Raw genomic sequence first — 11,735 nt, 5'->3', positions numbered from 1 at the left:
GAACAAGCCATGTCCGCACCCGCACCACAAACCGCCGCAAAAGCACTGGTTGAACTGGAAGGCATACACCTGTCCTTCGGCGACAATCAGGTCCTGAAGGGCATCGACCTTACGGTGAACAAGGGCGACGCCGTCTCCATCATCGGCCCTTCCGGCTCCGGCAAGTCCACCATCCTGCGCTGCATCAACGGCCTGCTCATTCCGCAATCGGGCAAGATCACCGTCGGCGGCACGCGAGTCGACCTGCTGAAGACCGAGGCTGAGCGCATCGCGCTGCGCAAGCGCATCGGCATCGTGTTCCAGCAATTCAACCTCTTTCCGCATTTGACGGTGATGGAAAATATCACCATCGCGCCCATCAAAATCCTAGGTACGCCGAAAGCTGAAGCCGAGCGCCATGCCCGCGAATTGCTGGAGAAAGTGCGCCTTTCCCAGAAGGTCGATGCCTATCCCGGCCAGCTTTCCGGCGGCCAGCAGCAGCGCGTGGCGATTGCCCGCGCACTTGCCATGCGGCCGGAACTGGTGTTGTTCGATGAGGTCACATCCGCACTCGACCCGGAAACCGTGGGCGAAGTGCTCGCCGTCATCCGCGATCTCGTCAATGACGGCATGACCAGCATTCTCGTCACGCATGAAATGCGTTTTGCCGAAGAAATCAGCGACAATATCGTCTTCACGGAAAATGGCCTGATCGTCGATCAGGGTACGCCGGAACACATCTTCTACAAGTCGACCAATCCGCGCATCAACGCCTTCGTCAAGGGTCTCGGCGGACAGGTGGCACGGGTCAATGACGGCGAAGGGATTTGATGCCATGGCCGCCGACGAAAAACTCACCCTTCATCTTGCCGAAGCGATTGCCGCCTCCGATCCCCTGCGTGACGAGGATGCGGTGGCCATCGCCCGCACGGCGCTCATCGATTTTTTCGCCTGCGTGCTGGGTGGCGCTGCCGACCGAAGCACGAAAATCCTGATCGACAGCTTTACACCCGGCACGTCAGGCACGGCGGGCATTATCGGCCACGGTCTGCGCACGGATGCCTTCACCGCCGCCCTCATCAACGGCCACGCCGGGCATGTGCTTGACTATGACGATGTGCACGGCAGCGTGCGCGGCCACCCGACCGTTGCCATCATTCCCGCTTTGCTGGCTGTCGCGGTCGAAGAGGGCTCCACGGCCGATGCCTTCATCGCCGCCTATATCGTCGGGCTGGAAACCATGGCGCGTCTCGGCCTCTCGCTCGGCACCAGGCATTACGAAAACGGCTTCCACGCCACCGCCACGCTCGGCCCCATCGGTGCCGCGGCAGCGATTGCCCATCTCCTGAAATTCGATCCGCAGACAACGGCCGTTGCGCTCGGCCTTGCCGCCACGCAATCGGCCGGGCTTCGCCTGCAATTCGGTTATGACGCCAAGCCACTGCATGCCGGGCTTGCCACGCGCGCCGGCCTCACCGCCGCGCGGCTGGCGCGATCCGGCTTTCAGGGCGCTCCGGATTTTCTGGAAAACCCCATCGGTTTTTATTCCGCCTTCGCCTTTGGCGCCGAGCAGCCGAAACGCGTTCTCTCCGGCTGGGGCGCACCCTGGCAGATCGTCTCGCCCGGCCTCACCCTAAAGGCCTTTCCCTGCTGCACCGCCAGCCATCCCGTTGCCGTCGGCGCGCTGGCGCTGCGCAACAGCAATAATCTGACGCCGGACGAGATAGAGACGGTCACCATCACCTTCCCGCCGGGCGGCGATGCCGCCCTCGTCGGGCCGGCCGCGCCCACGACCGGCATCGATGCGCGCTTCAGCGCCGAATATGTCTTTGCCGCAGCGCTGACGGAGGGAGCGCTCGGCATCGGCCATTTCGACGAACGCCCGACGCGCGACGACCTGCTTGCCCTTTCCGCCAAAGTCTCACGCCGGCATGACGAGACCGCCCGCCGCCTCTCGCCCGATCCGACCACCCGGTTCGTGGTCATCGACGTGACGAGGAAGGACGGCACGGTGCTGTCGCGCCGTGTCGACGGCCTTCCTGGCATCGATGACCCGACCGAAAAATTTGCCGACGCGACCGGCGGCAATGAGAAATTCGCCGGCATTCCGGCACTGGTGCGGTCCATGAAAACCGCAGCTGACCTCAGAAAGCTCGAAACGCTTCTGGTATCGCAAATATAACTCGACCGACATGAAGGCATGATCACCATGACCACCACGACACGCAAAAGACAGATGCATCTCGGCCTTTTCCTGCAGGGCGCGGGGCACCACGTTTCCGGCTGGCGTCACCCCGATGCCGAAGCCGGCAGCGAAAATTTCGATCTCCTCACCCGTGTTACGAAAATGGCCGAAGCCGCGAAGTTCGACATGGTATTCTTGGCCGATGGCCTTACCAGCGGCGTCGACGCCCATCCCTCGATGATCGCGCGTTTCGAGCCGTTGACCCTGCTTGCCGCGCTGGCCATGGTCACCGACAAGATCGGGCTGGCCGCGACCGCCTCCACCACCTATGGCGAGCCCTACCACACCGCCCGCGCCTTCGCTTCCATCGATCATCTGAGCCACGGCCGCGCGGCGTGGAACATCGTCACCACATCCTATGCCCGCACGGCGGCGAATTTTTCCAAGGACCATCCCGAGCATGACGAGCGTTATGCGGTGGCGGAAGAATATGTGAATGTCGTTCGCGGCCTGTGGGACAGCTGGGATGACGACGCCTTTGTCAAGGACAAGCAGGCGGGCCGCTACGTCGATCCGGAAAAGGTCCATATCCTCAACCACGAGGGCAAATATTTCACGGTCAAGGGACCGCTCAATATTCCGCGTTCGCCGCAGGGCCACCCGGTTCTCATCCAGGCCGGATCTTCCGGTCCGGGGCAGGATCTCGCCGCCCGCACCGCCGATATCGTCTTCACCGCCCAGCAGGCGATTTCCGAAGCGCAGGCCTTCTATACGAGCCTTAAAGCCCGCGTGGAAAAATTCGGCCGCGATCCGGCGAGCGTCGCCGTGATGCCCGGCTTCATGCCGATCATCGGCAGGAGCTTTGAAGAGGCTGGCGAAAAACTGAAGGAACTGAACCGCTGGACCGATATCAAGAGCGCAATGCCGCTGCTTGAAGAACGCATCGGCCACAGCCTCACTGATTACGATCTCGACGGTCCGCTGCCGGACCTGCCGATTTCCGACCAGCTGCGCAGCCGCGCCGAACTTCTGACCGAACTGGCGCGCCGCGAAAAGTTGACGATCCGGGAGCTGGCGCTGCGCGTCGCCGCCGGCCGCGGCCACCATATCGTCATGGGCACGGCCAAGGATGTGGCGGACCGAATGCAGGAATGGTTCGAAAACGGTGCGGCCGACGGTTTCAACGTCATGCCGCCCTTCTTCCCCGGCGGGCTGGAGGAATTCAACCGCGAGGTCGTTCCCCTGCTGCAGGAGCGCGGCCTGTTCCGCAAGGACTACGAAGGCTCGACGCTGCGCGACCACCTCGGTATCGAACGACCGGCGCTGCGGTGAAAAAGCAATGCGGATGCCCGTTCAAAGGCATCCGCATCCACCGAATCTCATTCTCAAGCTGAAGCGGGCCTGAGCCCGCTCCTTACGCGGCCGCTCTTGCCGACGTCTGGTCGCGCCGGGCCGTATTCGGAGCATCCGGGCGGGTGGACGATCCGTCTTCCCGCTGCACCGTACGGCGGTTCAGCTTGAACAGGCTGACAAGCTGCGCCAGCGCATCCGCGCCCTGCGCCAGCGTCGTGCTGATCACCGTGGTACGGGCGCTCATCGCCGCATTCTCCTGCGTCATCCGGTCCAGCCGGCTGACCGCCTTGTTGATCTCGCTGATGCCGACGGCCTGCTCGTCCGCCGCCTTGGCGATCATGTCGACATTGCCGTCAATGTGCCTGACCAGCGCGTCGATCTGCTTCAGCGCTTCGCCGGTTTCGCCCACCAGCCTGACGCCTTCCAGAACCTCGGTGCCGGAATTGTTGATCAGCGCCTTGATTTCCTTCGCGGCATTGGCGGAACGCTGCGCCAGCTCGCGCACTTCCTGCGCCACGACAGCAAAACCCTTGCCCGCGTCACCCGCACGCGCAGCTTCCACGCCGGCATTCAGCGCCAGCAGGTTCGTCTGGAAGGCGATTTCGTCAATCACACCGATGATCTGGCTGATTTCCCGCGAAGCCGTCTCGATACGCTGCATGGCATCGACCGTCCGCTCCACGACCTCGGTGGAAGCCACGGTAGATGTCCGCGCGCTCTGAACGAGCTTGCGCGTCTCTTGCATATTTTCTGTCGAGGAACGGACCGTCGCGGTGATTTCTTCGAGTGCTGCCGAAGTCTCCTCGAGCGCCACCGCCTGCTCACGCGAACGGTCGGCGAGATTGACGGAGGCTTCGCTGACTTCCTGGCTGCTGCGGGTCAGGTCTCCGGTCTGGCCGAGAACGTTTTCCAGCGTCTTCTGGAATTCGGCGATGGATTTATTGAAATCGTGGCGCAGCCGTTCGAACTCGCCGACGAAGGGTTTGTCCAGCGTAATACGGATATTGCATTGAGAAAGCCGCTCGAGCGCAGCACCAAGTTCCTCGACCGCATGCATCCGGTCCGTCACATCGAAAGCGAATTTCACTACCTTGAAGACGCGGCCTCGATCATCGATGATCGGATTATAGGAGGCCTGAATGAAGACGCGTTTGCCATCCTTGCCAAGGCGCATGAACTGCCCCGTCGAGAAGTGGCCCTTTCCGAGTTCCTTCCAGAAATCCCGATAGTCCTGAGACTGGGCATAGGCAGGCTCGCAGAACATCGAATGATGTTTCCCGATGATGTCTTCCGCCGTGTAACCGAGCGTCGCGAGGAAATTTTCGTTGGCGCTGAGGATTTTCCCTTCGGGCGTAAATTCGATTATGGCCTGCGCGTGGGAGAGCGCCGCCAGTTTCCCGTCATCCTCAGCGCTCTTGCGCTTGATCGAGGTGATGTCGGTTGCAATCTTGACCACCTTGTAGGGCTTGCCGAAACGGAACACGGGATTGTAGGAAGCTTCGATCCAGATTTCGTCGCCATTCCGGGCCCGACGTCGATACTGACCCTGATCGTATTCGCCACGCGACAGCCTCGCCCAGAAGCTCTTGTATTCAGGCGAGGCCGCATCTTCGGGAGACAGGAACATGCTGTGGGTACGCCCAACGATTTCAGACTGCTGATAGCCGACGGCCTTGCAGAAATTATCGTTCGCTTTCAAAATCTTGCCGGTCAGATCGAACTCGATGATGGCCTGTGAGCGGCTAAGCGCATCAAGCACCGCAGAAGCGTCAAGACCAAGTTTAGAAAAGTAAGACATCTTTTTGAAACCCCCAAACAGTAATCCATATGCAGACCTGCTCCACCCTCGAAATATAGAGATGAAAAACGGTCGGCCCGCCTGCACGCGAAACTAGCCGGACACTGTTAAATAGCGATTAATAATGAACTATAACTATTGATCCGGAACATCAATCGACCGCGAGTATGCTTCATCGCGAATATATTCGCCTTGTTTATTTCGGACCGCTTATTTGCCACAGTGCTGATATTTCTGCGCCGGCAATACGATACGGCCTTTCATCGGGGCGGCATTCATTGTTATGCGGGGTTGAAAGATTTGTGTTGCAGGAGCGCCGATGACCAAAACCCTGAAATGCGATGTGCTGGTGATCGGCACCGGCATTATCGGTTCCATGGCGGCGCTTTATCTGCAGAATGCCGGACGCGAGGTGGTGCTGCTGGAGCGCGGCGAGGTTGCCCGGGGCGCGAGTTCCGGCAATGCCGGCATTCTGGCCTTCCCCGAAATCATCCCCATTCCCGCTCCCGGCATCATGAAAAAAGCGCCGCGCTGGCTGTTCGATCCGCTCGGCCCGCTCAGTGTGCCGCCCGCCTATGCGGCGAAGATCGCACCCTGGCTGTGGCGTTTCTGGCGCGCGAGCGCCGAGCGCAACTTTCGCCATGGGCTGAAGTCACTCACGGACATCAACCGCCTGGCTGCCGTGGAAATGGCTCATGTCGCGGCGATGCCGGAACTTTCACATCTCGTTTCGAAAACCGGCACGCTCGATCTTTATGACAGCGAGGCAAGTCTCAATGCTGCCCGCAGGGACTGGGACGAAAAGGAAAACGCCGGTTTCACCTTTCAGCGCGTCGGCCGCCCAGAGATCGAGGAACTGCAGCCGGGTCTCGCGCCCCAGTTCCGCCATGCCATGTTTTCGCCGGATGGCCTGCAGGTCTCCGACCCTTACGATTTCACCCGCGCCATTTTCGATCTGGTAACGGCCCGCGGCGCCAGCCTGCGCAAAGGCGAGGCCGAACGCATCGATGCCGTGGGCGAAAGTACGATCGTGACGCTGGAAAATGGCGACAAGATCGATGCCGACAAAGTGGTGATCGCCTGCGGCGCCTGGTCGAGAAAACTTGCCGCGACGCTTGGCAACATCGTGCCGCTGGAAACCGAACGTGGTTATAACACCACGCTTTCCCCCGAGGCTTTCAACCTGACGCGCCAGCTTTATTTCAACGATCATGGCTTCGTCGTCACTCCGCTATCGACGGGCATCCGTATCGGCGGCGCGGTCGAACTCGGCGGGCTGGAATTGAAGCCGAATTTCCGCCGTGCGGAAGCCATGCTGAAGAAAGCAGGACGTTTCCTGCCCGGCCTCAAACTGGAAGGCGGGAAACAATGGATGGGGTTCCGCCCGTCCATGCCGGACTGTCTTCCCGTCATCGGCACGGCACGCGCCACGCCCTCCGTCATCTATGCCTTCGGCCATGGCCATCTGGGGCTGACACAATCGGCAGCAACCGCCCGTCTGGTGACGCAACTGGCCAGCGGAGAGGAGACGCAAATCTCGATCGATCCTTTCCGGCCGGGACGTTTTTCCTGAATTCGGGAAGACGGAGCTATTTCACCGGCTGCATGGAACCGTCCGGAAACACCACCTCGGCGAAGGACGGATAGACCTTGCGCAGGATCGTGACCTGCTGCTGGTCGCTCACCCGCAGCAAATACCAGTCCGCACCGTCCATCAGCGCCAGCGTGTGGGATTTCGCCTCTATCGTCTGGCCGCCGTTTTCCATCACCGTCCTGGTCGGAATGAGCGCATAGGGCGTTCCATCGGACGTTTGCGCAAGGCTGATCGCCTGCGTATCCATGGTGAACTCGGTTATCTTGACCGCGGCGAGCGCCATCTGCATCTGCGCGGTCAAGGCGCCACGCAATTGCTCCGCGGTAATACCCGCTTCGCCTGCGATGAATTCAAAGATTTTCGGCGGCACCGTCTTGCCGACGACATCGAAATCCTGCGTGCTCAAAGCCGTCTGAAATCGCTCTATCTGCGTACGAAGACTATCCTGCTCGGCAGGTGAGAGATCGCGTGACAAAGCGGGATGCGCAATCGCCACCAGCAGAAACAGACAATATAACATACGCTTCATGGCTTGGCCTTTCCGGTTATCCGGCATCGCCCGGTCCCCGGAACGGGAACCGCTCATGAACGGGATCGTTCAGCGCAGCAAAAAGAAACCCGCAGCCGACAGCACGACGAAGACGACCAGGCCACCAAGGAAGCCGGCGGTGGTGAAGAAACCCGCGACCATGGCCAGCATCAGCACGCACAGCATCATGGTGCCGTACTTCGTCAAGGCCAGAAAACCGTTATAGGTCTTTTCGTGCTCGGCATAGTTCATCTCGGCGCCGACTTCGACAGGACCCGTGTGGTGTTCGCTCATTCCGCTTCCCCTTGTGCTCCATCCGTCATGCCCGTCACACGGTAAATCTGCCCGTGGACGATCACGGGCCAATGCCGGATTCTCCGTCACCAGAGGTAACATGAAGTCGCCGAAAAGCGCAATGCGTTCTCAGCGAAAGAGCGGCAATGGCATGCACCGTGACAGCGCAACCGGGCAAAACATGTCATTGGGCAACATTCTTTCGCAAACGGTTGAAAACGGCTGTCCGCCAAGCTGTTTCATGGTGGTTTTGGTTGCTTTTCGAACCGCCTGACCATACACGGGATTCTGTGGGGAGGAACTCTGGAGCCTGTGGCAGCGGAAGCACGTGGAGGCGTGGCCGCAGCAGGGGCACCGGGCTTTACTCTCCGCCATAAACCCGCAAAGGGCCCGAAAAGGGAAGAGGGGAAAGTTATGAAATCGCTTTTAAAACTAAGCGCGCTGATAGACCTTGCAAGCGAAGCTCTGGGCAAGGTTGCCGGTTATCTCGTGCTCATCTGCTGCCTCGTCAGCGCCGGCAATGCCATGGTCCGTTATGCCTTCAATTACAGTTCGAACGGCTGGCTGGAAATCCAGTGGTACATGTTCGCTTTCATCGTGCTGATCGGCGCATCCTACACGCTGCGCATGAATGAACATGTGCGAGTGGACATCATTTATGGCGCGATTTCACCGCGCAGCCGCATCTGGGTGGACATTATCGGCATCGTGCTCTTCCTGCTTCCCGGCTGCTTTTACCTCGCCTGGCTTTCCTGGCCCATGTTCACGCTATCCTGGCATCAGAGCGAAATGTCCTCCAATGCCGGCGGCCTCATCCGCTGGCCGGTGAAATTCATCATCTTCGCCGGTTTCGCACTTCTGGTTCTTCAGGGTTTTTCCGAACTCATCAAGCGCATAGGCGCCCTCAACGGGCTTTATGCGCTCGATACGAAGTACGAAAAACCCCTGCAATGATCGCACCGATCTGAACCTTCAGGATATTTCCCATGTTCGAATATGGTATTCTTCCGCCACTGATGTTCCTCGGCATGATCATCTTCATGCTTTACGGATTTCCGGTTGCTTTTTCGCTCGCCACCGTCGGTCTCGTTTTCGGCGTCATCGGCATCTTCACGGAGCATTTTTCGCCGGCCTTTCTTCAGGCCCTGCCGCTGCGCATCTTCGGCATCGTCTCGAACGACCTTCTGCTGGCCATCCCCTTCTTCACCTTCATGGGCGCGATCCTCGAGCGATGCGGGCTTGCAGAGGATCTGCTTGAAGGAACGGGCAAGCTGTTCGGCGCCATTCCCGGCGGCCTTGCCTATGCCGTCATCATCGTCGGCGCAATCCTTGGTGCGATTACCGGCACGGTTGCCGCCTCGGTCATCACCATGGGCGTCATCTCGCTGCCGATCATGCTGAAATATGGTTACAACCCGCGACTTGCCACCGGCGTCATCGCCGCATCGGGAACGATCACGCAGGTCATCCCGCCTTCGCTGGTGCTGATCGTGCTTGCCGACCAGCTCGGTAAATCCGTTGGCGACATGTATCTGGGCGCTATCGGCCCCTCGATCCTGCAGGTCGCCATCTTCATGCTCTTCATCCTGTTCATGTCGGTCGTGCGGCCGAAGGACCTGCCGGCGCTGCCGCCGGAAGCGCGGGGAGAGCTCAACCGGGCGCTGGTGTTTCGCGTGCTGGCAGGCATGATCCCGTCCATCGTGCTGATCTTCCTCGTGCTCGGCACCATCTTCCTCGGCCTCGCAACGCCCACCGAAGCCGGTGCGCTCGGGGTCGTGGGCGCCATGGCGCTGGCCGCCGCGCACCGCCGCCTCACCTGGGACCTCATCAAGCAGGGCATGCATTCCACCATGCATATCACCTCCATGGTGGTGTTCATTCTGGTCGGCGCCACCTGCTTCTCCCTCGTCTTTCAGGGCATGGACGGTTCGCTCTGGATCGAGCATATGCTGTCGGGCATTCCGGGCGGCCCCATCGGCTTCCTGATCTTCGTCAACATCTTCATCTTCTTCCTCGCCTTCTTCCTTGATTTCTTCGAAATCGCCTTCATCGTCATTCCGATGCTGGCGCCAATCGCCCAGTCGCTCGGCATCGACCTCATCTGGTTCGGCGTTCTGATCTGCATCAACATGCAGACGAGCTTCATGCATCCGCCCTTCGGATTTGCGCTGTTCTACCTGCGCTCCATCGCGCCGCGCACGGTCAAGACATCGGATATCTACATGGGCGCGATTCCCTGGCTCGGCATGCAGCTCATCCTCGTCGCCATCGTGATCTTCTGGCCGGAATCCGTCACCTACTGGCTGGACAAGGCGCCCGAAGTCGATCTGAATTCCATCAAGATCGAAGTGCCCGCCTTCGGCAATCAGGGTGGCAACACCATGCCCAATTTCAGCCAGCCGGGTGGATTGCCGGGCATGCCGAATCTTGGCGAGCCCCCGAAGATCGGACCCTGATCGGCGTCTTGTAAGGACTGGGCGAAACGCTTATGATTGTGGAGTGGAAGACAGGGTTGCGCCCCTGCCTTCCGTTTATTCTCTTTAGAAATGGAACCGGACATTCACTGACCAGCCTGTCCGGTTTTTCTAATGACGAATGCAATGCTCAGCGTTTTCCACATCGCATCACCTCCACAGTTCAGAGCAAGGCCTTTGCCGAGGTCGGCGTGGCCAATCCTCGCCGACACTCCGGCTGGCCCCGGAGCCTGCTGCTTTTGCCCACAACGGAATTGATCGTAAATCATCCTTTGTTGTCGGATGCGTGAAGGCATGCGCACACAACAAAAACCCCGGAGACCGAAATCCCCAGGGCCTTTGCTCGGTCCGCCGTCACCGAATAATCAGAGCTTGCCGTTACGCTGCTGGATCATCATGAAAGTATCGAATGTGTATTCCGCAAGCTGCATCCACAGATAACCTTCGCGCTTGAAGGCGACCTGATCTTCGTAGATCTTCTTGAAGTCCGGATTGGAGGCCGAAATATTGGCATAGACCTCCAGCGCAGCCTTGTAGCAAGCCTCGAGGATTTCCTGGCTGAACGGCCTGAGCACCGCACCTTCAGAGACGAGCTGCTTGATGGCGATCGGGTTTTTCGCGTCGTATTTCGCCATCATGCTCGTGTTGGCGAAGGCGCAGGCGTCCTGCAGCGCCGTCTGATAGTTTTTCGGCAGGCTGTTCCACTTCTCCAGATTGACGAAGGAATGGATGACCGGGCCACCTTCCCAGAATGCGGGATAATAGTAATATTTCGCCACCTTCTGGAAGCCGAGCTTGTGGTCGTCATATGGACCGACCCATTCCGCCGCGTCGATGGTGCCTTTTTCCAGCGCCGGATAGATATCGCCGCCAGCGATCTGCTGCGGCACCACGCCGAGCTTTTCCACCACCTTGCCGGCGAGACCCGCAATGCGCATCTTCACGCCCTTGAAATCGTCGACGGTATTGATTTCCTTGCGGAACCAGCCGCCCATCTGCGCGCCGGTATTGCCAGAAATCATGCCGTAGAGATTGTGCTTGGCGTAAAACTCGTTGAGCAGCTTGTTGCCGTTGCCCTCATAGAACCATGAATTCGTGAGGCGGGCATTGAGGCCGAAAGGTATTGCCGTGCCGATGGCGAAGGTCGGGTCCTTGCCGACGTAATAATAGGAGCAGGTGTGGCACATTTCCACCGTGCCGGACGATACGGCATCGGCTGCCTGCAGGCCGGGCACAATTTCACCGGCGGCAAAGGGCTGGATGGTGAAATTGCCGTCGGTTGCGGCGGCGACATGCTTGGCAATATCTTCCGCGCCGCCATAGATCGTGTCGAGCGATTTCGGAAACGACGACGTCAGGCGCCAGTTGATCTTGGTATTCTGCTGTGCAATGGCGGGCGCGGCCAGCGCTGCCGTAGCAGCTCCCGCAAGCGCACCTTTTTTCATAAAGGAACGGCGATCCATCTATATCCTCCCAGATATGAACGCTGCCCGCAGCTTTGAATTCCCCTCGTTGCTGTTCAGGCATCG

Annotated in this window: 10 protein-coding genes; 6 read left to right on the top strand and 4 right to left on the bottom strand. The window is 59.5% G+C overall.

Annotated features, from left to right (window positions below; translation table 11 throughout):
- The first annotated feature begins 9 nt into the window (after positions 1–9).
- The 3 genes from BTE54_RS11375 to BTE54_RS11365 are packed head-to-tail and all read left to right on the top strand — an operon-like array spanning position 10 to position 3,496.
- Positions 10–810 carry an amino acid ABC transporter ATP-binding protein gene (locus tag BTE54_RS11375; RefSeq protein ID WP_078052519.1) on the top strand — a complete coding sequence of 267 codons (801 nt, stop codon included), beginning with the start codon at positions 10–12 and terminating at the stop codon, positions 808–810.
- A 4-nt stretch (positions 811–814) separates the two neighbouring features.
- Positions 815–2,161 carry an MmgE/PrpD family protein gene (locus BTE54_RS11370; RefSeq protein WP_078052591.1) on the top strand — a complete coding sequence of 449 codons (1,347 nt, stop codon included), beginning with the start codon at positions 815–817 and terminating at the stop codon, positions 2,159–2,161.
- Positions 2,162–2,179: 18 nt separating this feature from the next.
- Entirely contained in the window at positions 2,180–3,496 is a 1,317-nt protein-coding gene (locus BTE54_RS11365; protein ID WP_065657273.1) for an LLM class flavin-dependent oxidoreductase, read from the top strand.
- Between the two features lie 82 nt (positions 3,497–3,578).
- Here BTE54_RS11365 and BTE54_RS11360 read toward each other — a convergent pair whose 3' ends face one another.
- Positions 3,579–5,315 (bottom strand): PAS domain-containing methyl-accepting chemotaxis protein, encoded by a 1,737-nt coding sequence (locus BTE54_RS11360; RefSeq protein ID WP_065657272.1) that lies wholly within the window; start codon positions 5,313–5,315, stop codon positions 3,579–3,581.
- A gap of 319 nt (positions 5,316–5,634) precedes the next feature.
- Here BTE54_RS11360 and BTE54_RS11355 point away from each other — a divergent pair, with 319 nt between their 5' ends.
- Entirely contained in the window at positions 5,635–6,888 is a 1,254-nt protein-coding gene (locus tag BTE54_RS11355) for an FAD-binding oxidoreductase (protein WP_078052518.1), read from the top strand.
- 16 nt (positions 6,889–6,904) lie between these two features.
- On the opposite strand, the gene BTE54_RS11350 is transcribed toward BTE54_RS11355, so the two are convergent.
- Together BTE54_RS11350 and BTE54_RS11345 are read right to left on the bottom strand one after the other, a co-directional pair.
- A complete protein-coding gene (locus tag BTE54_RS11350) occupies positions 6,905–7,438 on the bottom strand; it encodes a hypothetical protein (protein WP_198939130.1) in 534 nt (177 codons plus the stop codon).
- A gap of 69 nt (positions 7,439–7,507) precedes the next feature.
- Positions 7,508–7,732 carry an aa3-type cytochrome c oxidase subunit IV gene (locus tag BTE54_RS11345; protein WP_003524572.1) on the bottom strand — a complete coding sequence of 75 codons (225 nt, stop codon included), beginning with the start codon at positions 7,730–7,732 and terminating at the stop codon, positions 7,508–7,510.
- Between the two features lie 414 nt (positions 7,733–8,146).
- Here BTE54_RS11345 and BTE54_RS11335 point away from each other — a divergent pair, with 414 nt between their 5' ends.
- Positions 8,147–8,686 (top strand): TRAP transporter small permease subunit, encoded by a 540-nt coding sequence (locus BTE54_RS11335; RefSeq protein WP_065657269.1) that lies wholly within the window; start codon positions 8,147–8,149, stop codon positions 8,684–8,686.
- A 32-nt stretch (positions 8,687–8,718) separates the two neighbouring features.
- Positions 8,719–10,188 (top strand): TRAP transporter large permease subunit, encoded by a 1,470-nt coding sequence (locus BTE54_RS11330; RefSeq protein WP_078052517.1) that lies wholly within the window; start codon positions 8,719–8,721, stop codon positions 10,186–10,188.
- A 383-nt stretch (positions 10,189–10,571) separates the two neighbouring features.
- Here the strand turns inward: BTE54_RS11330 and BTE54_RS11325 are convergent, their stop codons facing one another.
- Positions 10,572–11,669, bottom strand: coding sequence for a TRAP transporter substrate-binding protein (locus tag BTE54_RS11325; protein ID WP_003524575.1), 1,098 nt, complete (start codon positions 11,667–11,669; stop codon positions 10,572–10,574).
- Positions 11,670–11,735: the final 66 nt, after the last annotated feature.

The sequence above is a fragment of the Agrobacterium sp. YIC 4121 genome, from assembly GCF_002008205.1.
GTDB lineage: Bacteria > Pseudomonadota > Alphaproteobacteria > Rhizobiales > Rhizobiaceae > Agrobacterium > Agrobacterium leguminum.
Note: the sequence above shows the minus strand (reverse complement) of the source record. Positions and strands in the feature narration are given on the sequence as shown.

Excerpts from the sequence above, each read along its gene's own strand:
- BTE54_RS11375 (WP_078052519.1), top strand. The coding sequence starts at position 10 with ATGTCCGCACCCGCACCACAAACCGCCGCAAAAGCACTGGTTGAACTG.
- BTE54_RS11370 (WP_078052591.1), top strand. The coding sequence starts at position 815 with ATGGCCGCCGACGAAAAACTCACCCTTCATCTTGCCGAAGCGATTGCC.
- BTE54_RS11365 (WP_065657273.1), top strand. The coding sequence starts at position 2,180 with ATGATCACCATGACCACCACGACACGCAAAAGACAGATGCATCTCGGC.
- BTE54_RS11360 (WP_065657272.1), bottom strand. The coding sequence starts at position 5,315 with ATGTCTTACTTTTCTAAACTTGGTCTTGACGCTTCTGCGGTGCTTGAT.
- BTE54_RS11355 (WP_078052518.1), top strand. The coding sequence starts at position 5,635 with ATGACCAAAACCCTGAAATGCGATGTGCTGGTGATCGGCACCGGCATT.
- BTE54_RS11350 (WP_198939130.1), bottom strand. The coding sequence starts at position 7,438 with ATGAAGCGTATGTTATATTGTCTGTTTCTGCTGGTGGCGATTGCGCAT.
- BTE54_RS11345 (WP_003524572.1), bottom strand. The coding sequence starts at position 7,732 with ATGAGCGAACACCACACGGGTCCTGTCGAAGTCGGCGCCGAGATGAAC.
- BTE54_RS11335 (WP_065657269.1), top strand. The coding sequence starts at position 8,147 with ATGAAATCGCTTTTAAAACTAAGCGCGCTGATAGACCTTGCAAGCGAA.
- BTE54_RS11330 (WP_078052517.1), top strand. The coding sequence starts at position 8,719 with ATGTTCGAATATGGTATTCTTCCGCCACTGATGTTCCTCGGCATGATC.
- BTE54_RS11325 (WP_003524575.1), bottom strand. The coding sequence starts at position 11,669 with ATGGATCGCCGTTCCTTTATGAAAAAAGGTGCGCTTGCGGGAGCTGCT.